Annotated in this window: 22 protein-coding genes and 1 tRNA gene; 17 read left to right on the top strand and 6 right to left on the bottom strand. The window is 72.4% G+C overall.

Translation table 11 applies throughout. The features are described from left to right. The first annotated feature begins 75 nt into the window (after positions 1 to 75). The 12 genes from ACFRCR_RS01805 (at position 76) to ACFRCR_RS01860 (ending at position 10,851) form a co-directional block, all read left to right on the top strand. The gene (locus ACFRCR_RS01805) at positions 76 to 1,026 is read left to right on the top strand and encodes an ABC transporter permease (RefSeq protein WP_377675007.1); all 951 of its coding nucleotides are present in this window, start codon (positions 76 to 78) and stop codon (positions 1,024 to 1,026) included. A 19-nt stretch (positions 1,027 to 1,045) separates the two neighbouring features. Beyond that, a complete protein-coding gene (locus ACFRCR_RS01810; RefSeq protein WP_377675009.1) occupies positions 1,046 to 2,032 on the top strand; it encodes an ABC transporter permease in 987 nt (328 codons plus the stop codon). Continuing rightward, the gene (locus tag ACFRCR_RS01815) at positions 2,029 to 3,723 is read left to right on the top strand and encodes a dipeptide ABC transporter ATP-binding protein (protein ID WP_377675011.1); all 1,695 of its coding nucleotides are present in this window, start codon (positions 2,029 to 2,031) and stop codon (positions 3,721 to 3,723) included. The genes ACFRCR_RS01810 and ACFRCR_RS01815 overlap by 4 nt, the downstream gene beginning before the upstream one ends. Then, on the top strand, positions 3,720 to 5,168 hold the full coding sequence (locus ACFRCR_RS01820; protein WP_377675013.1) for an MFS transporter: 1,449 nt from the start codon (positions 3,720 to 3,722) through the stop codon (positions 5,166 to 5,168). Before ACFRCR_RS01815 ends, ACFRCR_RS01820 begins: the two co-directional genes overlap by 4 nt. A 76-nt stretch (positions 5,169 to 5,244) precedes the next feature. After that, on the top strand, positions 5,245 to 6,246 hold the full coding sequence (locus ACFRCR_RS01825; protein WP_377675015.1) for an aldo/keto reductase: 1,002 nt from the start codon (positions 5,245 to 5,247) through the stop codon (positions 6,244 to 6,246). Between the two features lie 58 nt (positions 6,247 to 6,304). Continuing rightward, entirely contained in the window at positions 6,305 to 7,660 is a 1,356-nt protein-coding gene (locus ACFRCR_RS01830) for a glutamate-5-semialdehyde dehydrogenase (RefSeq protein ID WP_377675017.1), read from the top strand. Positions 7,661 to 7,772: 112 nt separating this feature from the next. Continuing rightward, complete coding sequence (locus ACFRCR_RS01835; protein WP_164984101.1) at positions 7,773 to 7,928, top strand: hypothetical protein; 156 nt, start codon at positions 7,773 to 7,775, stop codon at positions 7,926 to 7,928. 26 nt (positions 7,929 to 7,954) lie between these two features. Beyond that, on the top strand, positions 7,955 to 8,560 hold the full coding sequence (gene nadD, locus ACFRCR_RS01840; RefSeq protein ID WP_191794319.1) for a nicotinate-nucleotide adenylyltransferase: 606 nt from the start codon (positions 7,955 to 7,957) through the stop codon (positions 8,558 to 8,560). Next, positions 8,557 to 9,576: a hypothetical protein gene (locus ACFRCR_RS01845; protein WP_377675019.1), complete on the top strand. Its 1,020-nt coding sequence runs from the start codon at positions 8,557 to 8,559 to the stop codon at positions 9,574 to 9,576. Before nadD ends, ACFRCR_RS01845 begins: the two co-directional genes overlap by 4 nt. A gap of 29 nt (positions 9,577 to 9,605) precedes the next feature. Continuing rightward, positions 9,606 to 10,043: a ribosome silencing factor gene (rsfS, locus tag ACFRCR_RS01850; protein ID WP_138824025.1), complete on the top strand. Its 438-nt coding sequence runs from the start codon at positions 9,606 to 9,608 to the stop codon at positions 10,041 to 10,043. Next, on the top strand, positions 10,040 to 10,720 hold the full coding sequence (locus tag ACFRCR_RS01855) for a histidine phosphatase family protein (RefSeq protein ID WP_377675022.1): 681 nt from the start codon (positions 10,040 to 10,042) through the stop codon (positions 10,718 to 10,720). The genes rsfS and ACFRCR_RS01855 overlap by 4 nt, the downstream gene beginning before the upstream one ends. Before the next feature lie 58 nt (positions 10,721 to 10,778). Next, positions 10,779 to 10,851, top strand: a tRNA-Ala gene (locus ACFRCR_RS01860). A gap of 184 nt (positions 10,852 to 11,035) precedes the next feature. On the opposite strand, the gene ACFRCR_RS01865 is transcribed toward ACFRCR_RS01860, so the two are convergent. Then, the gene (locus ACFRCR_RS01865) at positions 11,036 to 11,272 is read right to left on the bottom strand and encodes a hypothetical protein (RefSeq protein WP_377675024.1); all 237 of its coding nucleotides are present in this window, start codon (positions 11,270 to 11,272) and stop codon (positions 11,036 to 11,038) included. 281 nt (positions 11,273 to 11,553) lie between these two features. Here ACFRCR_RS01865 and ACFRCR_RS01870 point away from each other — a divergent pair, with 281 nt between their 5' ends. The 3 genes from ACFRCR_RS01870 (at position 11,554) to ACFRCR_RS01880 (ending at position 15,325) form a co-directional block, all read left to right on the top strand. Beyond that, positions 11,554 to 13,116 carry a Re/Si-specific NAD(P)(+) transhydrogenase subunit alpha gene (locus tag ACFRCR_RS01870; protein ID WP_377675026.1) on the top strand — a complete coding sequence of 521 codons (1,563 nt, stop codon included), beginning with the start codon at positions 11,554 to 11,556 and terminating at the stop codon, positions 13,114 to 13,116. 3 nt (positions 13,117 to 13,119) lie between these two features. Then, positions 13,120 to 14,502 carry a Re/Si-specific NAD(P)(+) transhydrogenase subunit beta gene (gene pntB / locus ACFRCR_RS01875; RefSeq protein WP_377675028.1) on the top strand — a complete coding sequence of 461 codons (1,383 nt, stop codon included), beginning with the start codon at positions 13,120 to 13,122 and terminating at the stop codon, positions 14,500 to 14,502. A 166-nt stretch (positions 14,503 to 14,668) separates the two neighbouring features. Beyond that, positions 14,669 to 15,325, top strand: a complete 657-nt coding sequence (locus ACFRCR_RS01880) for a GyrI-like domain-containing protein (RefSeq protein ID WP_377675030.1) — start codon at positions 14,669 to 14,671, stop codon at positions 15,323 to 15,325. A gap of 44 nt (positions 15,326 to 15,369) precedes the next feature. On the opposite strand, the gene ACFRCR_RS01885 is transcribed toward ACFRCR_RS01880, so the two are convergent. Continuing rightward, entirely contained in the window at positions 15,370 to 16,467 is a 1,098-nt protein-coding gene (locus ACFRCR_RS01885; RefSeq protein WP_377675032.1) for a fatty acid desaturase family protein, read from the bottom strand. A gap of 177 nt (positions 16,468 to 16,644) precedes the next feature. Between ACFRCR_RS01885 and ACFRCR_RS01890 the strand changes: the two genes are divergently transcribed. Beyond that, positions 16,645 to 17,460, top strand: a complete 816-nt coding sequence (locus ACFRCR_RS01890) for a siderophore-interacting protein (protein WP_377675034.1) — start codon at positions 16,645 to 16,647, stop codon at positions 17,458 to 17,460. Between the two features lie 82 nt (positions 17,461 to 17,542). On the opposite strand, the gene ACFRCR_RS01895 is transcribed toward ACFRCR_RS01890, so the two are convergent. From ACFRCR_RS01895 to ACFRCR_RS01905, 3 genes are all read right to left on the bottom strand, one after another. Next, entirely contained in the window at positions 17,543 to 18,427 is an 885-nt protein-coding gene (locus tag ACFRCR_RS01895; RefSeq protein WP_377675036.1) for an NAD(P)-dependent oxidoreductase, read from the bottom strand. Then, positions 18,427 to 19,257, bottom strand: coding sequence for an aldo/keto reductase (locus ACFRCR_RS01900; RefSeq protein WP_377675038.1), 831 nt, complete (start codon positions 19,255 to 19,257; stop codon positions 18,427 to 18,429). The genes ACFRCR_RS01895 and ACFRCR_RS01900 overlap by 1 nt, the downstream gene beginning before the upstream one ends. A gap of 121 nt (positions 19,258 to 19,378) precedes the next feature. After that, the gene (locus tag ACFRCR_RS01905) at positions 19,379 to 20,332 is read right to left on the bottom strand and encodes a helix-turn-helix domain-containing protein (protein WP_377675040.1); all 954 of its coding nucleotides are present in this window, start codon (positions 20,330 to 20,332) and stop codon (positions 19,379 to 19,381) included. A 370-nt stretch (positions 20,333 to 20,702) separates the two neighbouring features. Here ACFRCR_RS01905 and ACFRCR_RS01910 point away from each other — a divergent pair, with 370 nt between their 5' ends. Next, positions 20,703 to 21,944: an acyl-CoA thioesterase/BAAT N-terminal domain-containing protein gene (locus ACFRCR_RS01910; protein ID WP_377675042.1), complete on the top strand. Its 1,242-nt coding sequence runs from the start codon at positions 20,703 to 20,705 to the stop codon at positions 21,942 to 21,944. A 121-nt stretch (positions 21,945 to 22,065) separates the two neighbouring features. On the opposite strand, the gene mqo is transcribed toward ACFRCR_RS01910, so the two are convergent. Continuing rightward, on the bottom strand, positions 22,066 to 23,571 hold the full coding sequence (gene mqo, locus ACFRCR_RS01915; protein ID WP_191794306.1) for a malate dehydrogenase (quinone): 1,506 nt from the start codon (positions 23,569 to 23,571) through the stop codon (positions 22,066 to 22,068). Positions 23,572 to 23,622: the final 51 nt, after the last annotated feature.

Genomic DNA, 23,622 nt, shown 5'->3' on the forward strand with positions numbered 1-23,622 from the left:
CCGCCGAGCCGGTGCTCCCGCGACCGACCACCTGCGCGTCACCACCCGCGCGTCACCACCCGAGAGGAGCCGACCATGGGCCGGTACATCGCCCGCCGCCTGGGGCAGGGGGGCTTCGTCCTCTGGGCGGCCTTCACCATCTCCTTCTTCCTGCTCTACGTCCTGCCGAGCGACGCGGCCTCGATCAAGGCGGCCGGAGCCGACGGCGATCTCTCGGACCCCGAGCTCGTCGCACGCCTGCGTGCCGAGCAGGGGCTCGACCGCCCCGTCCTGGTCCAGTACGCGCACGGTCTCTGGGGCGCGCTGCACCTGGACTTCGGGCGCTCCTTCTCGTCGGGGGCGCCCGCCACGAAGCTCCTGGCAGAGGCACTGCCCCCCACGCTGCAGCTCACGGCCCTCGCGCTGGGTCTCGCGCTCGCCGGAGGAGCGGCGCTCGCGCTCGCGAGCACCTACCCGCGCGCCCGCTGGCTCCGGCACACGCTCGCCTCCCTGCCGGCCCTGGGCATCTCGTTGCCGACGTTCTGGGTGGGGCTGCTCCTGCTCCAGTGGTTCTCGTTCGAGCTGAGGCTGTTCCCCGCCATGGGGAACGAGGGCTTCGAGAGCCTCGTCCTGCCGGCGTTCACGCTCGCGATCCCCGCGAGCGCCGCGTTCGCGCAGGTCCTCTCGCGCAGCCTGCGCCAGACCCTGACCGAGCCCTACGTCGAGACCGCCCGGGCCAAGGGGGCGGGGCGGGCCCGCGTGCACTTCGGTCACGCCCTGCGCAACGCCTCCATCCCCGCGCTCACGGTACTCGGTGTGACGGTCGGGGGGCTCCTGGCCGGTGCGGTCGTGACCGAGACGGTCTTCTCCCGGGCCGGTGTCGGTCGCCTGACGGTGACCGCGGTCAACCAGCAGGACGTGCCCGTGGTCCAGGCGATCGTGGTCTTCTCGGCCGTGGTCTTCGTCGTCGTGACGCTGCTGGTGGACCTGCTCTATCCCGTGCTCGACCCCCGGATCACCACCCGCCAGCCCTCCGCCGCGGCGTGAGGGCACGGAGGAGGACATCATGACCGTACGACTCGACATCTACACCGTCCCGGAGACGCTGTCCCCGGAGGCGTCCGCGCCGGCCGGGCCCGACGCGCCGGACGCGCGTGCGTCCCTCGCCGTCCCGGCCCCGCTCGAGGCCGCGCACCGGCGCACCAGGGGAGTGCGCTCGTCGGCTCACACGCTCGGCCGGGCGGGGCTCGCGGTGCTGCGCCGCCCCGGCCTGCTGCTCGCGGTGCTGTTCCTGCTGCTCGTGGTCGCGTGGGCGCTCGCGCCGGGCGTCTTCGCGTCGCAGGACCCGATCACGGGGGTCCCGACGGACCGTCTGCAGGCGCCGAGCGCGGAGCACCTGTTCGGCACGGACCACCTGGGGCGTGACGTGTACGCCCGGGTCGTGCACGGCTCGTGGCTGTCGCTGAGCGCGACCGTGATCGCGGTCGCGCTGGGACTGTCGGTCGGCTCGCTGCTGGGCCTGCTCGCGGGTTTCCTGCGGGGGTGGGTCGACGACGTCGTGGGGCGTGTCGTCGACGTGCTGCTCGCGGTGCCGAGCCTGCTGCTCTCGCTCGCGATCATCACGGTGCTGGGGTTCGGCACGGTCAAGGTGGCGATCGCGGTCGGCATCACGACGATCGCGGCGTTCGCGCGCGTGATGCGTGCGGAGGCGCTGCGGACGTCGTCGACGACGTACGTCGAGGCCGCCCGTGCGTCGGGTGTGCGCTGGTACACGGTGCTGCGCCGTCACGTCCTGCCCAACTCGGCGGGCCCGGTGGTCGCGCTGACCGCGCTCGAGCTGGGGTCGTCCGTCCTCGCGATCTCGGCGCTGAGCTTCCTGGGCTACGGGGCCGCGCCGCCGACCCCGGAGTGGGGCGCGCTGGTGTCCGGCGGGCGCGACTACCTCGCGTCCGCGTGGTGGCTCACGACGCTGCCGGGGCTCGTGATCGTCGCGGTCGTGCTGTCGGCCAACCGCATCTCCCGATCGCTCGAGAAGGACGGAGAGGACCGATGAGCGTCCCCGTGCGCGACGACGTCCTGCTGGACGTCCAGGACCTGCACGTCGGCTACCGCACGACGACGGGAGGTGACGCGCCCGCCGTCGACGGGGTCTCGCTCCAGGTCCGTGCGGGCGAGGTCGTCGCGCTCGTGGGCGAGTCGGGCTCCGGCAAGAGCACCACGGCCCACGCGGTCATCAACCTGCTGCCGCGCGGTGGTCGCCGCACGTCGGGCACGATCCGGTTCCGCGGGCAGGACCTGACAGGGCTGGGCGAGGGCGAGTGGCGCGAGGTCCGCGGGCGCAGGATCGGCCTGGTGCCCCAGGACCCGACCGTCTCCCTCAACCCGGTCCAGCGAGTGGGCGACCAGGTCGCGGAGGTCCTCGTGATCCACGGCCTCGCACGTCGTCGCGAGGCGCGAGGCCGCGCGGTCGAGCTCCTGGAGAAGGCGGGCCTCGACGACCCGGCCGCTCGCGCCCGGCAGTACCCGTCGCAGCTCTCGGGCGGCATGCGCCAGCGCGTCCTCATCGCGATCGCGATCGCTGCCGGGCCCGACCTCGTGATCGCCGACGAGCCCACGAGCGCGCTCGACGTCACGGTCCAGCGCCGCATCCTCGACCACATCGAGCTGTTGCGCTCGACGCTCGGCACGGCGGTGCTCCTCATCACGCACGACCTGGGGGTGGCCGCCGACCGTGCGGACCGCATCGTGGTCCTGCGGCACGGCCGGGTCGTGGAGGAGGGTCCCGCGCGCAGCGTCCTGGCGGACCCGCAGCACCCGTACACGCGCGAGCTCATCGCGGCCGCGCCGAGCCTCGCGAGCACCCGCCTGGGGTCGGGGGTCGCCGCGCGGCCCACGTCACGGTCGGCCGCCAGGCCCGACGACGGCACGCAGGTCGCGTCGTCGGCCCCGCTCCTCGAGGCGCGGGGGCTGCGCAAGGAGTTCCTGCTGCCGCGCGGGGCCGCGGCGCGCTCGCTGGTCGCGGTCGACGACGTGAGCTTCGACCTGCACGCCGGACAGACGTTCGCGCTCGTGGGCGAGTCGGGCTCGGGCAAGAGCACGACCGCGCGACTGGTGCTGCGCCTCGAGCAGCCGACGGGCGGTTCCCTGGTGCTCGACGGGACCGATCTCACGGCGGCCCGCGGCGAGGAGCTGCGCAGGCTCCGTCGACGGTTCCAGGTCGTCTACCAGAGCCCGTACGCGTCCCTCGACCCGCGCTTCACGGTCGAGCAGATCGTCGAGGAGCCGCTGCGCGCGTACAAGGTGGGAGACGCCCGCGCGCGCCGGGCCCGGGTGCGAGAGCTCGTCGACCAGGTCGCGCTCCCGGCGGCCGCGCTGGGGCGGGGGCCGCGGGAGCTGTCGGGCGGCCAGCGTCAGCGGGTCGCGATCGCGCGCGCCCTGGCGCTGCGTCCCGACCTCGTGGTCCTCGACGAGCCGGTCTCGGCGCTCGACGTCTCGGTCCAGGCCCAGATCCTCGACCTGCTGAGCGCGCTCCAGGCCGAGCACGGGCTGGCGTACCTCTTCATCTCGCACGACCTCGCGGTGGTCCGGCAGGTCGCCGACCACGTGGGCGTGATGCACCGGGGTCGTCTCGTCGAGACGGGGACGGCCGACCGGATCCTCCTCGACCCGCGCGAGGAGTACACGCGCGAGCTGGTCGCGGCCATCCCGGGGCGTCGCGCGCTCGCGGACGCCGGGACGCCGTGACCGCCGAACGCTCTCGGACACCGCTCCAGACCCGCGTCCTGCTCGTCTGCCTGGCCACGGGCTTCACGACCCTCCTCGACTCCGCGGTCCTCACGGTCGCGGTGCCCGCGCTGCGCGACGGTCTCGGGGCGAGCACGGCCCAGCTCCAGTGGATCCTCGCGGGATACTCGCTGACCTTCGGGCTCGCGCTGGTGCCCGCCGGGCGTCTGGGGGACCGGTACGGGCGCGCGTGGCTCCTCGTGACCGGGCTGGTCCTGTTCGCGCTCACGAGCGTCGTGAGCGCGAGCGCACAGGACGCGGACGTGCTGGTCGTGGCCCGCCTGGTCCAGGGGATCGGGGCGGGCATGGCCAACCCGCAGGTGATCGGGCTCCTCCAGGACCACTTCGCGGGCCCCGACCGTGCGCGCGCCCTGGGTGCCTACGCGTCGACCGGGGCGTTCGCGGCCGTGATCGCGCCGCTCGTCGGCGGGCTCGTGCTCGCCGTGGCGGGGCCGACGGGCTGGCGGGTCTCCCTGGTGCTGACGCTGCCGTTCGCGCTCGCCGCCGCGGCGCTGTGCGTGCGCTTCGTGCCTCGCACCGGTCCACGGGCCGGAGGGGCTCCTGGGCTCGACCCCGTGGGCCTGGTGCTCCTCACCGTGACCGCGCTCGGCCTGCTCGTGCCGTTCGTCCTGCCGGGTTCGTCGACGGCCCGCGCACCCTGGGCGGGCGTGGCCGTCGTGGGTGCGGCGGCACTGTTCGGGTGGGAGAGACGGCACGCCCGCGCGGGCAGGAGCCCGGTGCTCTCGCCCGAGCTGCTCCGGGCGCCGGGGTTCGCGCTCGGGTGCCTCGTGGCGACGTGCACGTTCGGCTCGGCGCTCGGGTTCTCGGCCGTCCTCATGATCTACCTCCAGGAAGGGGCGGGACTGACCCCGTTCGAGGCGGGGCTCGTCACGACCCCGGGCGCCCTCGCGTCGGTCGTCGCGGCGAACCTCTCGTGGCGGCTCGTGCGACGGTTCGGGCGGGCCGGCGTGAGCGGCGCGATCGCCGCCAAGGTCCCGGTCGCGGTCGCGATGCTCGTGGCCGTGCTGCTCCTGCCGGACCGGTTCGTGGTGGTGAGCCTCGTCGTCGGGCAGGTGCTGACCGGGGTCACGGGGGGGCTGAGCATGTCGACCAACCAGGCCCTCACCCTCGACCGGGCCCCCGCCGGGCAGCACGGCGTCGCCGCCGGGATGCTCCAGGTCTCCCAGCGGGTCTCGGCGACCGTGTGCATCGCCGGGATGACCGGGGCGTTCGTCGGCGGCGTCGCGACCCGGGGGCACGACGCGGCGCTCGCGGGCGCGATCGTGGCCACCGCGCTCCTCGCGGTGGCGGCCACGGCCTGCTCGGTGCTCGACGACGTGCTCGCGCGGCGCCGTCGGGACGCGCTCGAGACCCCGACGACCCAGGCCGCGTTCCAGCCTGCCTGACCTCCACCTTCTCGCGATGTGAGAGAGCCGGGGGAAAGGGTTGCCAGCCGGCCCGCGGGGTGATCGGGTGCGTGCCATGAGCCTTCCCACCCGCACCCTCGGCGGCGCCGCGCCCGCCGGCCCCCTCGTCGTCTCGGCGATCGGCTTCGGCGGCATGTCCGTGACCGACGCCTACGGCGCGGCCGACGAGCGCGAGGCGACCGACACCCTGCATGCGGCCCTCGACGCGGGCGTCACGCTGTTCGACACGGCTGACGTCTACGGTCACGGTCGCAACGAGGAGCTGCTCGGTCGAGTCCTCGGGCCGCACCGCGACGCCGTCGTGATCGCGTCCAAGCTGGGCCTCCCGCCTGCCGGCGGGCACCCCGACGGGCGGCCCGTCGACGGGCGTCCCGCCTACGTGCGCCGCGCGATCGACGCGAGCCTGGGCCGCCTCGGCACGGACCGGCTCGACCTCTACTACCTGCACCGCGTGGACCCCCAGGTACCGGTCGAGGACACGGTCGGCGCTCTCGCCGAGCTCGTCGCGGCCGGCAAGGTGCTCCACGTCGGGCTCTCGGAGGCCTCGGCGGAGACGGTCCGCCGCGCGCACGCGGTGCACCCCGTGACCGCGGTCCAGAGCGAGTACTCGCTGTGGACGCGCGACCCCGAGGACGAGGTGCTGCCCACGCTCACCGAGCTCGGCGTCGGGTTCGTGCCGTTCTCGCCGCTGGGACGAGGCATCCTCACCGGGACGGTCGACGGGACCGAGGGCTTCGCGGCCGACGACGTCCGCCGTACCCACGCGCGCTACCGCGGCGAGGACTTCGCGCACAACCGGTCCCTCGTCGCGCGCCTCGAGGAGGTCGCGGCGTCGCTCGAGGTCACGACGGCGCAGCTCGCCCTCGCGTGGCTCCTCGCGCAGGGGGAGCACGTCGTACCCATCCCCGGGACCAAGCGCCGGACGTACCTCGAGCAGAACGTGGCCGCCGCCCGGGTGCGCCTGAGCCCGGACGAGGTCGAGGCGATCGGCGCCCTCTGGCCGCGGGACGACGTCCGCGGGCAGCGGCACCCGCAGATGGAGCTGCTCGGCGGATGACGGCGCCAGCCCCCGGACGCCGCAGACAGGCACCGCGGGTGCGTCGTAGGCTCGTCGCATGACCGCGCTCAGCCCCGCCTCCGACCTCGACCAGCCCGCGACCGCCGTCACGGGCGCCCCGCAGGCGAACGACCCCACGGCCACCGCGCCGTCCGTCGCCCGCGACGTCGAGGAGACGGCACGCCGTGCCAAGACGGCCTCGCGCAGGCTCGCGACCGCGACGCGGGCCACCAAGGACGCCGCGCTGCACGCGCTCGCCGACGCCCTGGTCGCGGCCACCACGGAGATCGTCGCGGCCAACGCCCAGGACCTCGAACGTGGACGGGAGTACGGCACGTCCGCCGGGCTCCTCGACCGCCTCGCGCTCACGCCCGAGCGGATCGTCGCGATCGCCGACGCGCTGCGCGAGCTCGCGGCGCTGCCGGACCCGGTCGGGGAGGTCGTGCGCGGCTCGACCTTGCCCAACGGCCTGCGCCTGCGCCAGGTGCGCGTGCCCATGGGGGTCGTCGGCATGATCTACGAGGCACGCCCCAACGTGACCGTCGACGCCGCGGGCCTCGCGCTCAAGAGCGGCAACGCCGTCATCCTGCGCGGTGGCTCGGCCGCCGCCCGATCGAACGAGGTCATCGTCGAGGTCCTCGGTCGCGCGCTCGCGGCCCAGGGGCTGCCTGCGGACCTCGTCCAGTCGATCGACCGGCACGGACGCCCCGGCGCTGTCGCGCTCATGCACGCGCGCGGCCTCGTCGACGTGCTCGTGCCGCGCGGGGGAGCGGACCTCATCCAGACGGTCGTCCGCGAGTCCACGGTGCCCGTCATCGAGACCGGCGTGGGCAACTGCCACGTGTACGTCGACGCGTCTGCCGACCAGGCCAGCGCGCTGGAGATCCTGCTCAACTCCAAGACGCAGCGCGTCGGGGTCTGCAACGCGGCCGAGACGCTGCTCGTCCACGCCGACGCCGCGCCGCAGTTCCTGCCCGCTGCGCTCACGGCCCTCGCCGGGGCCGGTGTCGTGCTGCACGGAGACCCCCGGACGGCCGAGCTCGCGCCCGACGGCATCGAGATCCTCGCCGCGACCGACGACGACTGGGCCCGCGAGTACCTCGCGCCCGAGATCGCGGTGCGCGTCGTCCCGGACCTGGACGCCGCGCTCGAGCACATCCGCACCTGGACCTCGGGGCACACGGAGGCGATCGTGACCCGCGACCTGGCTTCCTCGGAGCGGTTCGTGGCCGAGCTCGACTCCGCAGCGATCATGGTCAACGCCTCGACCAGGTTCACCGACGGGGCGCAGTTCGGGCTCGGTGCCGAGATCGGCATCTCGACCCAGAAGCTCCACGCGCGCGGCCCCATGGGTCTCGCGGAGCTCACGACGACCAAGTGGGTCGTGCACGGCGACGGCCACGTGCGGCCCTGATCACATGCTGCTCACCGTCCTGCGCGACCGTGAGAGACTGGACGACGATCAGCGCCCGGCGCCGATCACCCGCTGACCACGCACCACGCTCAAGAACCCGTAGGAGGACATCGTGCTCGCTGCTGCCGCACAGGTTGCCCAGGAGAACGCCGAAGCCGTCACCCACCTCCCGATCCCGCCCGTCGGATTCGGTGTCGTCGCCTTCGGTGTGCTCGTCGGCCTGCTCCTCGTGACCTACGCCTTCCGTAGCGTCGGTACCCGCCACTGACCCCGGCCCTGGTGGATCCTTCGGAGATGACGGCGAGCAGGCGGCCCCGGCTCGGGGTGATGGGTGGCACGTTCGACCCCATCCACCACGGCCACCTCGTCGCTGCGAGCGAGGCCGCGGCCCGCTTCGAGCTCGACGAGGTCATCTTCGTCCCCACCGGCAAGCCCAGCTTCAAGCAGCACCAGAAGGTCACCGCACCCGAGCACCGTTACCTCATGACGGTCATCGCGACGGCCTCCAACCCGCGCTTCACCGTGAGCCGGGTCGACGTCGACCGCCCGGGGCTCACCTACACCGTGGACACGCTGCGAGACCTGCGTGAGCAGCGACCCGAGGCGGACCTCTACTTCATCTCCGGCGCCGACGCGATCGAGCAGATGCTGACCTGGAAGGATGCCGACGACCTCTGGAAGATGGCACACTTCGTGGCGGTCTCCCGTCCGGGGCACCGGCTCAGCGTCGACAGCCTGCCGCCCGGGGTCGTCTCCACGTTGGAGATCCCGGCGCTCGCCATCTCGTCGACCGACTGTCGGCAGCGGGCGGAGGCCGGCCAGCCGGTCTGGTACCTGGTGCCGGACGGAGTCGTCCAGTACATCGCGAAGCACGGCCTGTACAGAGGATCAGCATCATGAGTGATCAGCACGGGAGCATGCAGCCCGTCCGCCCGTTGACGCGCCGAGAGATCCGCGAGCGTGAAGCCGCGGCGGCCGAGCAAGCGGCAGGAGCTGCGCCGCCCGCGCCGGGCGGCTACGCACCGCCGCCGGCCCAGGCCCCGGCAGGCCCGCCGCCGTCGAGGCGGTCGATGCGCGACGTGTCCGCACCGACGCCCGCCGACGGGCCCTCGACGCAGGCGCCTGTCGTCCGGCCGCCCTCGATGACGGGTGGCATGCGTGGCGTCGACGAGACCGGTCGGCTCACGCCGATCCAGGAGACGGCCGAGCGGGTCGCGATCCGCCCCGCGCAGACCCCGCCTCCAGGGATGACGCCCCCGGTCCGCCAGAGCATGCGGGCCCCGTCGACCGCTCCGTCGCCCTTCGCGGGGTCGACGCGAGCGCCGGCTCCGGACCCGGCGCCCCAGAACGCGCCCTCGCCGTTCCCCCCGGCGCAGCCGTCCTCGCCCTTCCCGCCCGCGCGGGAGTCGGTGTCCTCGCGTACCCCGGCACCCGAGACGCCGCGCGCCGCCGCGACCCCGGCCCCCGCTCCCGCGGCACTGCCCTGGGAGCAGAGCACGCCGAGCGGGCTCGCGCAGCAGTCCCCGGAGCCCGCCCGCGCCGCCCTCCCGTGGGAGACGCAGGCGCCGGCTCCGAGCCAGCAGCCCGCACCGGTCTCCCCGTTCCCGGGGACGCCGAGCCCCGCGTCACAGGGACCCGACGAGCCCTCGCCGTTCCCCCTCGCCGGGAGCACCCGCCAGAGCCCTGCGGCTCGTGGCACGGACGACGACGAGGACGACGCGGTCGACGAGCGGCCCCCGGGGCACGCGTACACCTGGCTGCACTACCTGATCCTCATCGCCGTGGCCTTCGTCCTCGGGCTGCTGATCTGGAAGCTCCTCCTGGGCGAAGGGCCGAGCATCGCCGAGCCCGCCGCCCCGGTCGGCATCGAGGCGCTGGCCTCGAGCCCCACGTACCACCACGGCCTGTCCTCCTGACAGGCCCCGAGACAAACACACGGAGAGTCGTGACTGCAACGGAACGCGCTGTCGAGCTTGCGGTGATCGCGGCTCGCGCCGCATCGGACCGCAAGGCCGAAGAGATCATCGCCCTGGACGTCAGTGAGCAGCTCGTGCTCACGGACGTCTTCCTGATCGCCTCGGGGACGAGCGAGCGGCAGGTGTCCGCGATCGTGGACGCCGTCGAGGAAGAGCTGCACAAGGTCGGGGTCAAGCCCATCCGCCGCGAGGGCAAGTCGGAGGCTCGCTGGGTCCTGCTCGACTTCGGCGACATCGTCGTGCACGTCCAGCACTCGGAGGACCGGGTCTACTACGCGCTCGAGCGCCTCTGGAAGGACTGCCCCGTCATCGAGCTGCCCGAGGACGCACGTGGCGGCGACGGATCCTCGTCCGAGGATGCCGTGTCCGACGGCTCCATCCACCTCGCGGAGGACGCGCAGGCGTGAGCGCTCGCACCGTCGTCTTCCTGCGCCACGGGCGCACCGAGTACAACGCGGCCATGCGCCTCCAGGGGCAGGTCGACATCCCGCTGGACGCCGTGGGCCACTGGCAGGCCGAGCAGGGGGCACGGTCGCTCGCGGCCGCGCACGCCGCGACGGTCGTCGTCGCGTCGGACCTGACACGGGCTGCCGAGACCGCGGGGTACTACGGGAAGGCGACGGGCCTGCCCGTCGCGCTCGACGAGCGTCTGCGCGAGCGCGGGTTCGGCGAGTGGGAGGGCATGACGGGCGAGGAGCTCGCCGAGCGCTGGCCCGACGAGTACGCGGCGTGGCGCCGAGGCGAGGAGCCCGCACGTGCGGGGGCCGAGTCGCGGGCCGACGTCGCGGCCCGCATGGTCGAGGCCGTGACCGAGCATGCCGACACGCTGGACGAGAAGGACACGCTCGTCGTCGTCTCGCACGGTGCGGCGATCACGTTGGCCATCACGGCCATGCTCGGTCTGGACCCGACGAGCTGGCGGGGGATCTCCGGGCTGAACAACGTCCACTGGTCGCAGCTCCAGCGCTCGGGGGCCAACGCGCACCCGGCGTGGAGGCTCGTCGCGCACAACGTCGGGGCCGACTTCTCGCTCGACGAATGGGCGTCCGGACCCGATTGGATTTTCCAGCCGACTTCGGCATAAACTAGCGATGCTTCCGAGGGGGAAAACCTCACGGAAGCACGGGGCCAGCAATGGTTCTGGGGCTGTGGCGCAGCTGGTAGCGCACCTGCATGGCATGCAGGGGGTCAGGGGTTCGAGTCCCCTCAGCTCCACCCGACACGAAGGCCGTCTCCCACGAGGGAGGCGGCCTTCGTCGTTCCCCGGCGGCCCTTTTCACCCGCGACAGGTCGAATGTGTCGCATGTCACCGGGTGGGTGGTTCGCCCCTCGTCGACCGTCCACGGGCTCACGGGTGCCGCCGAGACGCGGAGGGACGGGCCGAGCAGGCTCGGCCGGGTCACCGCCGTTCGTTGCCTCGACGGTAGTTCCCGGTCGCGCGCGCAAGGAGCTGCTGCGTCCGGCCCTCGTCGGCGCTCTCCAGAGCGGCGGTCAGCCGTTCGGCCCGGGAGCCGGAGATCGTCGCCACCAGCCGCCCGCCCCGGTAGACCAGGACGGTCCCGGACGCTGTGACCCGATGGTCGAAGGGGTCCTCGACGAGTCGTCCGCGCGCGTCGGGTGGTCCGGAGGCACTCATGACGCGACCCTAGCCAGCGGCGAGCGGGCGAGACCAGGTGATTGGCGCCGTCGGGCAGCGGCAGGGGCGAGGGCCGGGCGCGCGCGGCCCGAGGTGAGACGGGGTGCTCCCGTCCGAGACGGGGCCCTGCGTCGCCGGCACACGCACCCGTCTCGGACCGGAGCACCCGTCTCGCACCCCGGACCGTGATCCGCGTGGACGACATTCGTCCACGATGCGTGCCTTGCGGCGGATCCTTTGCCGTACCGATACCGTGCAGCCATCCGAGCAAGGAGGTCAGCATGCGCATCGGCGTGCCCAGAGAGACCCGTCCCGGCGAGCGGCTCGTCGCCGCGACGCCCCGTACGGTGGCCCAGCTCGTGGGCCTCGGGTACGACGTGGTGGTCGAGCACGGCGCCGGTGAGCGCGCGAGCTACCCCGACGAGGCGTACGCGGAGGCGGGCGCGAGCCTGGGCGACGCGGCGCAGGCGTGGGGAGCGGACGTCGTCACGGCCGTCAACAGCCCGTCGGCCGAGCAGGTCGCCTCGCTGAGCGAGGGCGCGACGCTGGTCGCCATGCTGGCGCCCGGTACGAACGAGGCCCTCGTCCAGCAGCTCGCGGACCACGACGTCACCGCCCTGGCCCTCGACGCCGTGCCGCGCATCTCGCGCGCCCAGTCGCTCGACGTCCTCAGTGCGATGTCCAACGTCGCGGGGTACCGCGCGGTGATCGAGTCCGCGGAGGAGTACGGCGGCATGTTCGCCGGCCAGGTCACCGCGGCAGGCAAGACGGCGCCCGCGACCGTGTTCGTGATCGGTGCCGGCGTCGCAGGCCTCGCCGCGATCGGCACGGCCGCGAGCCTCGGCGCGCAGGTGCGCGCGTTCGACGTGCGACCCGAGGTCGGCGAGCAGATCGAGTCGATGGGCGCGGAGTTCGTCCAGGCCGAGGGCGCGCGCCAGGAGGTCAGCACCGACGGCTATGCGAGCGCGCTGACCGCCGAGCAGGAGCGCCTGACGGCGCAGATGTACGCGGCCGAGACGGCGCGCGCCGACATCGTCGTCACGACGGCCCTGGTGCGAGGCCGCGCGCCGCGCACCATCAGCGCCGAGATGGTCGCTGCGATGCGGCCCGGCAGCGTGATCGTGGACCTCGCGGCCTCGGGCGGCGGGAACTGCGAGCTCACGGTGCCGGGGGAGCGTGTCGTCACGGAGAACGGCGTTGTGATCCTCGGGTACACCGACCTCACGAGCCGCATGCCCAAGCACACGTCCCAGCTCGTGGGCACGAACATCGTCAACCTGCTCAAGCTCCTGACCCCGGGCGGCGACGGTCAGGTCGTGCTCGACCTCGACGACGAGGTGCTGCGCGGCATGACGGTCACGCGGGCCGGCGAGGTGCTGTGGCCCCCGCCCCCGGTGGCAGTGTCGGCGGCCGCACCCGCGGCCCCGGCGCCGACCGTGGTCGACGAGGCCCAGACCGCGCTCGACGCGGCGACCGCTCTCGACGCCGCCCGACGACGTGGCACCCGCCGGGCGGTCGGGTACGCCCTGGCTGCGGTCCTGGCCGCGCTGGCCATCACGTTCTCGCCGCCTGCGTTCGTGGGGCACTTCACGGTGTTCGCGCTCGCGGTGGTCGTGGGCTACTACGTCATCTCGAACGTGAGCCACTCGCTGCACACCCCGCTCATGGCCCAGACGAACGCGATCTCCGGGATCATCCTGGTCGGCGCGCTCCTGCAGATCGGCGACTCGAGCTGGGTGGTCACCACGATCGCCTTCGTCGCGGCCGCCCTGGCCTCCGTCAACATCTTCGGTGGGTTCCTCGTGGCCTACCGCATGATCGGCATGTTCCGGAAGGAGGCCTGACCCGTGCTGACCTCCCTGGTCCAGGCTGCATACGTCATCGCGGCCGTCCTGTTCATCCTCAGCCTCGCGGGCCTGTCCAAGCAGGAGACGGCCCGTCGCGGCAGCCTGCTCGGCATGACGGGTATGGGGCTGGCTCTCGTGGCCACGGTCGCGCTCGCGATGAAGGACAGCGAGCGTCCCGTCATGGTGACGCTGCTGCTCATCGCCATGGTGTTCCTGATCGGCGCGGTCGTCGGGACGTGGCGGGCCCGCAGCGTCGAGATGACGCAGATGCCCGAGATGATCGCGCTCCTGCACAGCTTCGTGGGGCTCGCGGCGGTGCTCGTCGGCTTCAACTCGTACCTGACCGAGCAGGGCGACGTCGTGCACCTGGTCGAGGTCTTCCTCGGCGTGCTCATCGGCGCGGTGACCTTCACGGGCTCGATCGTGGCCTATCTCAAGCTGTCGGCGCGCATCCGGTCGAACCCGCTCATGCTGCCGGGGCGCAACTGGTGGAACCTCGGGGCTCTCGTCGCCTCGGGCGGACTCATGGCCTGGTTCATCGCGGGTCACGGGCTGCTGCCGCTGATCCTCATGACGGTGGTCGCGCTCGCGCTGGGCTGGCACCTGGTCGCCTCGATCGGCGGCGGCGACATGCCGGTCGTCGTCTCGATGCTCAACTCGTACTCCGGGTGGGCCGCGGCTGCGGCGGGCTTCATGCTCAGCAACGACCTGCTCATCATCACCGGTGCCCTCGTCGGGTCCTCGGGTGCGATCCTGTCCTACATCATGTGCAAGGCCATGAACCGCTCGTTCGTGAGCGTGATCCTGGGCGGGTTCGGGGCCGAGGGCGGCACGGTCGTCGCCTCGGACCAGGACTACGGCGAGCACCACGAGATCCAGGCGGCCGAGGTCGCCGACCTGCTCAAGCACGCCCGCTCGGTCGTGGTGACGCCCGGTTACGGCATGGCGGTCGCCAAGGCGCAGTACCCGGTCGCGGACCTGGTCCGCCGGCTGCGCGAGCGCGGCATCGAGGTCCGGTTCGGGGTGCACCCTGTCGCGGGGCGCCTGCCCGGGCACATGAACGTCCTGCTCGCCGAGGCCAAGGTGCCCTACGACGTAGTCCTCGAGATGGACGAGATCAACGGGGACCTGCCGGACACCGACGTCGTGCTCGTCATCGGGGCCAACGACACGGTCAACCCGGCGGCCCTCGACGACCCGGGCTCACCCATCGCGGGCATGCCCGTGCTGGAGGTCTGGAACGCGAAGCAGGTGATCGTCTTCAAGCGGTCGATGGCCACGGGGTACGCGGGGGTCCAGAACCCGCTGTTCTTCAAGGACAACACCGCGATGCTCTTCGGAGACGCCAAGGACCAGGTGGAGAACATCATCCAGGCGCTCTGAGGCCCGGCGCGGGAGTGCGAACCCGCGCGGGGCGAGGGAGGCTGAGGAGGTGGGCGACGTCGTCAGGCAGAGCGACGTGGCTCACCTCCTCGTCGTTCCGGCCCGACGGCGCCGCACACCGGGCGCTCGGGTCGCCCTCGACCCGTCGTCCGTCTCGGAGGAACCCATGGACAAGATCGACCTGCGCAAGGAGCACCGCGAGCTGTACGCGCCGCCCCGTGAGTTCACACGGGTCGTCGTGCCGCCGCTCGCGTACCTGCAGATCGACGGCGAGGGGGACCCGAACACGGCTCCGGCGTACACCGAGGCGGTCGAGGCGTTGTTCTCGCTCTCCTACGCCGTGAAGTTCGCGAGCAAGAGGGACCTGGGCAGGGACTACGTCGTCGGGCCGCTCGAAGGGTTGTGGACCGCGGAGGACCCCGCGGCGTTCGTACGCCGCGACAAGGACGCGTGGAGCTGGACGCTCATGGTTCTGCAGCCCGACTGGCTCACCGACGCGTTCGTGGCCGACGTGGCCGAGGCGACGCGCCGCAAGAAGGCGCTGCCCACGCTCGACCGGGTGCGCTTCGCGACGTTCGACGAGGGGGACGCGGTGCAGATCCTGCACGTCGGGTCCTACGACGACGAGGCGCCGACGCTCGCCCGGCTGCACGACGAGTACCTGCCCGAGCACGGGCTGACGTTCAACGGCCCGCACCACGAGATCTACCTCAGCGACGTTCGTCGGACGGCACCCGAGAAGCTGCGGACGGTGCTGCGTCAGCCGGTACGTGCACTCGACGGGGCGGGACCCGAGGATCCCGACGTGTCAGCACGAGCGTGACCTCTGCGTCACGCCGGTTCTGACACGAGCGATGGCGGGAAGGCTCAGACCTTGCGGAGCTGGTTGAACATGGGGCAGTCGAACGGGTCGCGGGCCGAGAGGCCGACCCGGTTGAGGTAGCGCACGACGATCGCGTACGACGCGAGCAGGTTGGTCTCGGTGTACGGCATGCCCAGACGCGCGCAGTGCTCGCGGACCATGAGGCGGGCCTTGGCGAGATGGGGGCGGGGCATGCTCGGGAACAGGTGGTGCTCGATCTGGTAGTTGAGCCCGCCCATGAGGACGTTCATGACGCGCCCGCCCGTGATGTTGCGCGAGGTCAGGACCTGCTTGGACAGGAAGTCGAGCTTGCTGGTCGCGGGGATGATCGCCATGCCCTTGTGGTTGGGCGCGAACGAGGCGCCCATGTACACACCGAAGACCGCCAGCTGTACACCAAGGAACGCGAAGGCCATGCCCAGCGGCAGGAACCAGAACACGACGCCCACGTAGAGCGTGAGACGCACGGCGATCGTCACGAGCTCCATGGTCCGCGCCCGGCTCTTCGCCGACGACAGCAGCGAGCGGATCGAGATCATGTGCAGGTTGACGCCCTCGAGCGTCAGCAGCGGGAAGAACAGCCAGCCCTGGTGTCGGGTGATGAGAGCGAGGAAGCCTTTCTGCTCGGCCGCGCTCTCCTCGAGGAACGAGATGGTGTCTGTCTCGATGTCCGGGTCCTTGCCGACCCGGTTCGGGTTCGCGTGGTGTCGCGTGTGCTTGTTCATCCACCACGAGTAGCTGATGCCGACGACGCCGTTGGCGAGGAACCGCCCGACGCGGTCGTTCGCGGGACCCGACGTGAGGATCGTGCGGTGCGCGGCCTCGTGCGAGAGGAACGCGAACTGCGTGAGGACGAGCCCCAGCGCGCCTGCGATGAGGAGCTGGAACCAGGAGTCGCCCAGGAGCACGAAGCCGGCGACGGCACCTCCGAGCGCGAGCGTGAGGATCGCCGCGACCCAGCCGTAGTAGCCGTGCGTCCGCTCGAGCAGCCCGGCCTCGCGGATGCGCTTGGAGAGCTCGGTGTAGGTGCTGGTGACGCTCGTCCCGTCGCCGGTGCGCGGCTTCGTCGGGCGGAATCCAGGGCGGACTGCAGTGTCGGTCATACGTCCCTCACAGGGCTGGGTGTCGACTTCCCAGCCGCGGGGTGAGCGAGATGCCCGTTGTACAGATGGTCAGAGTCTACGTGTGACATCGCGATCGGCGTGGAGGAAGCAGGGAGGTTGGGTGCGGATTGGTCATGAGTGAGGTTAGCCTGGCCTTCTTTCAAGCAGAGGAGAGTCGTGGCCGGGTTCCAGATGGTCAAGCCGTCCGTCGTGCAGGTCATCGCGGCTGAGGTGGTCGGATCGCGCAGGGTGAGCCCCTCGATGGTGCGGGTCACGGTCGGGGGCGAGGGGATCGAGCACTTCGCTCCCATGGGTTTCGACCAGTGGTTCCGCCTGTTCCTGCCCCGAGACGAGCAGGAGTCGCTGCGGCTGCCGACCGCGACGTCTGCGCTCTGGTACGTGCAGTACCTCGCGACACCCAGGACGCGGCGTCCGTGGGTGCGCAACTACACGGTCCGCGACGTGCGTCCGTACGCGGCCGAGCTCGACATCGACTTCGTCGCGCACGAGGACGGCGGCCCCGCGTCGGCGTTCGCGCTCGGTGCGAGCGCCGGTCATCCCGTGGGCATCCTCGACCAGGGGGTCGGCTACAACCCGCGCGTCCCGCACGACTGGACGCTGCTCGTCGCGGACGAGACGGGTCTGCCCGCGGTCGCGGGCATCTGCGCCTCGCTGCCCGACGACGCGCGGGGGCTCGCGATCGTCGAGCTCCCGCACGCGGCCGACGCCCAGGAGTTCCGCGTCCCGGCCGGGGTCGACCTGCGGTGGCTCGCTCGCGACGAGTGCGGCGTCGACCCGCACGCCGTCCCCGGGCGTCTCGCGCTCGAGGCGCTGACCACGGCCGACCTGCCGTCCGGCGAGGTCTACGCGTACGTCGTGGGGGAGTCGGGCCTGGTCACCGGCGCGCGCCGGCACCTCGTGAACGAGCGCGGCGTCCCCAAGGCCAACGTCGACTTCATCGGCTACTGGCGGCACGGGCGCGCGGCGGGCTGAGGGCGGCCGAGCTGCCCGGCCCGAGCAGCCGGCCCGAGTCCGGCCTGCCCGTCCGAGCCCGCCTCGTCCGCGACCGCTCCGGTCAGTCCCTCCCCGCGTGCGGTGCGCCGAACGCCGTGTAGACCGCGGCGATGTCGTCTCCCCCGTGCCCGCGCGCGGACGCGCTCGCGTACAGGTTCGACAGTGCGTCGAGGAGAGCCGGGTCGAGCCCTGCCCCCTCGGCGGCCTGCGAGATGAGCCCGATGTCCTTGCGCAGCCCGTCGAGCGCGAACTGCGGCGCGAACCCGCCCGTGATCATCTCCGCGCCCTTGAGGTGGGCGTAGGGGGAGTCGGACGCTCCGTCCGCGATGGCGTCGAGGAAGAGGTGCGGGTCGATGCCCTCGGCCCGGGCGAGCGCGATCGACTGGGCGGTCGCGGCCGTGATCGCGGCGAGCCACGCGTTGCACGCGAGCTTGAGCGCCGTGCCCTGCCCTACCTCGGTCCCGGCGACCACGACCTTCGCGGAGATCGCGTCGAGCACGGGGGAGATGCCGGCCAGGACGTCGGGGTCCCCGGCGGCGAGCACCGTGAGCTGTCCGTCCTCGGCCGGTTGCCTGGTGCCGAGCAGGTTGGCCTCGACCAGGGTCACGCCGAGCTGTCGGGCGCGCTCGACGATCCGGGCGGTGCCCTCGCGCCCGACCGTCGAGGCCTGTACCCACACGGCTCCGGTGCCCACCGAGGGGCCCGCCGCGTCCAGGACGTCGAGGACGGCGGCGGCGTCGAACAGGACGCTCAGGACGACGTCGGACCCGTGCGCGGCCTGCGCCGCGGTCGGGGCGACGCGTGCGCCGGCGTCGGCGAGCGGGGCTGCGCGCGACGCGGTCCTGTTCCACACCGTGACCTCGAAGCCCTCGCGCAGGAGCGAGTGCGCGACGCCGGTGCCCATGGTGCCCGTGCCGAGGACCGTGACGGTCGGCAGGTCGCTCATCAGAACTCCTCGTGCTCGTCGGAGTCGCGCGCCGCGTCCTCGCCGCGGTCGAGGCTCGCGATCTGGGTCATGTCGTCGTCGGTGAGCTCGAAGTCGAAGATCTCGGCGTTCGCCCGCTGGCGTTCGGGGCTCGCCGACTTGGGGATGGTGACGATCCCCTGCTGCACGTGCCAGCGCAGCACGACCTGACCGACCGTCCGCCCGTGGGCCGCGGCGATCGCCTGGATCACCGGTTCGTCGAGCACGCCTTCCTCGCGCCCGAGCGGGCTCCAGCCCTCGACCGTGATCCCGCGCTCGCTGAGGAAGAGCCGCAAGCCCGTGCGCGCCAGCGCGGGGGAGAGCTGGATCTGGTTCACGGCGGGGACGTGGCTCGTCTCGGCGATGAGCCGGTCGAGGTGGTGCTCGCGGAAGTTCGAGACGCCGATGCTGCGGATCAGGCCTTCGGCGGCGAGGTCGATCATCGCCCGGTACGACTCGACGTAGCGGTCGAGGCGGGGCAGCGGCCAGTGGACGAGGTAGAGGTCCACGTAGTCGAGGCCCAGGCGGTCGAGGCTCCCTCGCACGGCGTCGCGCGTCGCGTCGTACCCCTGGTCGTCGCCGCGGAGCTTGGTCGTGACGAACAGCTCGGCGCGGTCCACGCCCGATGCCGCGATGCCCTGCCCGACGCCGATCTCGTTCTCGTAGCGCGACGCCGTGTCGATCAGCCGGTACCCCAGCCCGATCGCACCTGCCACGGCCTTCGCCGACGCGTGGTCGTCGAGGGGCCACGTACCGAGGCCGAGGAGCGGCATCTCGTGGCCGGACGAGAGCAGGGTGGTGGGGATGGTCATGTGCGCACCTCACGTCGGGGACCTGACCCTCTCGACCCTAGGTGCGTGGCGCCGTCGTGCAACGTGGGACACGGCCCGACGGCGGCGCGTCCGCCCTGCGTGCGCCTCACCGGGGTGCGGGTCAGGACGCGTGCCGGAACGTCTGCCGGTAGTCCGTGGGCGGGACGCCGACCGCGCGACGGAAGTGGTGCCGCAGCAGCGCGGCAGACCCGAACCCGCACAGCCGCGCGATCTCCTCGAGGTCGAGCCCCGACTCCTCGAGCAGGGTCCGCGCATGGTGCACGCGCTGGGTCGCGAGCCACTGCATGGGCGTCGTGCCCGTCTCGGCGACGAACGTCCGCGCGAACGTGCGCGTCGACAGGTGTGCGCGCCGCGCGAGGTCCTCGACCGTCTGAGGCTCGTCGAGGTGCTCGCTCATCCACGCGAGGACGTCGCGGATGCTCTGCTCCTCGCACACCGGCACGGGGCGGTCGATGTACTGGCGCTGCCCGCCGTCGCGCTGCGGCGGGACGACCATGCGGCGCGCGATCGCGTTGGCGGCCGCGCTGCCGAACTCCTTGCGCACGATGTGCAGGCACGCGTCGATCCCGGCGGCCGTCCCCGCGCTCGTGACGATGTCACCGTCGTCGACGAACAGGACGTCCGGGTCCACGTCGACGTGCGGGAACCGGGCCCTGAGGTCCTCCGCGTGGCGCCAGTGCGTCGTGATGCGGCGTCCTTCGACGAGCCCCGCCGCGGCGAGCAGGAACGCGCCCGAGCACACGCTCAGCAGGACCGCCCCGCGGGCGTGGGCCGCGCGCAGGGCGTCGACGATCTCCGGCGGGTACTCGTCGCGGATGGTGAGTGCGGGGATCGCGACCAGGTCGGCGTCCTCGAGCGCGTCGAGGCCGTGGTCGGGGACCAGCGAGGCGCCCATGCTGGTGCGGACGGGCTCGCCTGCGACCGGGCCGCACACGCGGAAGTCGACCAGCGGGACGCCGTCGTCCGTGCGGTCGAGGCCGAACACCTCGCACACGACGCCGAACTCGAACGGGGCCAGTCCGTCGGCGACGACGGCCGCCACTGTGCGCAACATCCTTCGACGCTACGCCCGTGGCAGGATCTTGTCGACACCTGTCTCTCCTGCCACTCGTGCGCCGTCTCGCGAGCGGCCAGGCTGGACGCATGGACATCGTGGAGCTGGTGATGAGGCTGGTCGTGGTCGCGGCGCTCGTAGCGCCGCTCGTGGTGATGGCGCTGCGGCGCCCGCCCGCCGGGGGCAGGTTTCCCGCGGGGACGAACGATGGCTGGACGTGGACCCCGAGGGCACCGGCGCCGACCCCGCCGCGTGGTGCTGTCAGAACCAGCGAGAGGCCCCGGGCTCTCTCGTCCTGACCGGGCAGTGGTCGCGTGACCACGGCGTGGCACGGTTGTCTCAGAACGTGCGGGTGCGGGACTATCCGCCCATGGCCTACCGACGACGTGACCATGTCCCTGCCGTTGCTCTCCTGCTGACTGCATCCCTGCTGGGCCTCGCAGCCTGCTCGGCGCCTCCCGAACCGGAACCGGCGATCGAGGTCGCCCCGCAGGACGGCCCGTTCGACCCGCTCGCGATCACGCTGACCGGGCTCGGCGCGGGGCGGGAGGTGCGGCTGGTCGCGACGACGGAGTACGACGGGGCCGCGATGTCGTCGCGGGCGACGTTCGTGGCGGACGAGGGCGGACGGGTGGACCTCGCGACGACGGCGCCGTCCGGAGGTTCGTGGGCGACCGCCGACGCGATGGGACCGTTCTGGTCGATGACCGGTACCGGCCCGTCCAGCCCGGACGCCTTGTCGGCGGATCACGACGTCCGCCTCGTCGTGAGCGTCGACGACGACGTCCTCACCGAGGCCGTCGTCGAGCGGCGAGGATACGGGGCGGACGTCGACGTCCAGGACGTGACCGACGACGGCATGGTCGCCGCATACGCCGTGCCCACCGACTTCACCGCCGACGACCTCACACCTGCCGTGCTCGTCTTCAGCGGGTCCGACGGCGGACTTGCCTATGCCCGTGCGGCGGCGACGCACCTCGCTGCGCTCGGCTACCCCGCCCTGGCGATCAGCTACTTCAAGAGCCCCGGGCAGCCGCCGCAGCTGGAGAACGTGCCCGTCGAGACGTTCCTCACCGGGCTGGCGTGGCTGCGGGCGCAGCCTGGCGTCGACCTCGCCCGGGTGTTCACGTTCGGCGTCTCACGCGGTGGGGAGATGGCACTGTGGCTCGCCGCCACCCGCCCTGACGAGGTGTACGGCGCCTTCGCGCCGACCGGGGCGGGCCGCCTGGGCTGCGGATATCCGAACGGGCAGGTGTCGGCCTGGACTCTCGACGGTGTCGGCATACCGTGCGCCGAGTACCGGCGGGACGTCGTGCCGCCTCCGGAGGCGCTCGTGGACGGCAGTGCGATCGTCGGCCCCACGGTGCTCGCGTGCGGGACGGCGGACCCCGTGTGGGTGGCGTGCCCGTTGCTCACGGACGCGATGACCCGGTTCAGCGACCCGACGAGGGTTCGCTCGGTCGTGCAGGAGGACGCAGGACACCACATCGCCCTGGCGCCGTACCTGCCCTTCTCGCTGGACGAGTCGGGTGCGGTCCCGGCCGCGACGCACCAGGCTCGCGTCGAGTACTGGACCGCGGTCGCGGAGGTGCTGGCGGAGGCGCATCAGTAGCAGGTGCCAGGCACGGGCGGCGGGCGGCTCGCGGCGGCCCGCGGGACCCGAGCCCCGAGCACAGCACGACGCCCCGGTCTCCACGACGGAGACCGGGGCGCCGGTGCGTTGCGGGGGCGGGTCAGCGGGCGCCGACCGCCTCCTCCGAGGGCCCCGCGGAGGCGGAGAGCGAGTCGAGCTCGGTCGCCTCCCACGTGGCCTGGCCGAGGCTCGGGATCATGGCCCCGAGCGCGGGACGCCACGTGGCGAACTGCTGCGGGAAGCAGCGCTCGAGCACGTCGATCATCGCGGGGACCGCGGTCGAGGCGCCCGGCGAGGCGCCGAGCAGGCCGGCGATCGAGCCGTCCGCGGCCGCGATGACCTCGGTGCCGAACTCGAGCACGCCGCCCTTGACCGGGTCCTTCTTGATGACCTGCACGCGCTGGCCCGCGGTGATCTTCTCCCAGTCCTTGGGGTGGGCCGTGGGCATGAAGGCCTGGAGCGCCGTGAACTTGGCCTCGGGGCTCGCGACGAGCTGGCCGACCAGGTACTGCGTGAGGTCGATGTTCTTGAGGCCCGCGCCGAGCATGGACCCGATGTTGTGGGTCCGCAGCGACGTGAAGAGGTCGAGCAGCGACCCCTTCTTGAGGTACTTGGGGCTGAACCCGGCGTAGGGGCCGAACATCAGGTACGTCTTGCCGTCGACGACGCGCGTGTCCAGGTGCGGGACGGACATGGGCGGCGAGCCGACGTCGGCCTTGCCGTACACCTTGGCCTGGTGCTGGGCGACGATCTCCGGGTTGTCGGTGCGCAGGAACTCGCCGCTGATGGGGAAGCCGCCGTAGCCCTTGGCCTCCTTGATGCCGGCCTTCTGCAGCAGCGGCAGTGCGCCGCCGCCCGCGCCGACGAACACGAAGCGGGCGTTGACGGTGCGCGGCCCCTGCTTGGCGTTCCAGGACACGTCCTTGACGGTGACGTCCCAGGTGCCGTCCTTGCGCTTCTTGAGGCGGTTGACCTCGTGCTGGAGGTTGAGCTCGACGTCGTGGGCCGTGAGGAAGTCGAAGAGCTGCGAGGTGAGCGCGCCGAAGTCGACGTCGGTGCCGCTCGTCGCGCGGGTCGCGGCGACGGCCTCGTCGCCGTCCCGGTCGAGGACCAGCAGGGGTGCCCACTGCGCGATGACCGCGGGGTCGTCGGTGAACTCGAGCTCGCTGAACAGCGGGTGGGCGCTCAGCGCGGTGAAGCGGCGCTTGAGGTAGTCCACGTTGGCCGCGCCGCGCACGAACGTCATGTGCGGGGTGTGGCTGATGAAGCTCGCGGGCTCGGGCAGGTGGCCCCCGGTGAGCAGGTGGTGCCAGAACTCGCGCGACACCTCGAACTGCTCGTTGATCGCGACCGCCTTGGAGATCTCGACGGTCCCGTCGGCCTTCTCGGGGGTGTAGTTCAGCTCGCAGAGCGCAGCGTGGCCGGTGCCAGCGTTGTTCCACGGGTTGGAGGACTCCTGGGCTACCGCGTCGAGGCGCTCGAAGACCTTGATGGTCCACGTGGGCTCGAGGAGCTTCAGGAGGGCGCCGAGGGTCGCACTCATGATGCCGCCGCCGATGAGGGCTACGTCGATGGTGTTCTGACCCGTTGTCTTCTTAGTCGCCACCGCTCGATTTTACGCTTGTGAAGGAGTGCACATGCTGTGCCGTCCGTCACG

This window comes from Oerskovia sp. NPDC056781 (assembly GCF_042789955.1).
In the GTDB taxonomy this organism is placed as follows: domain Bacteria; phylum Actinomycetota; class Actinomycetes; order Actinomycetales; family Cellulomonadaceae; genus Oerskovia; species Oerskovia rustica.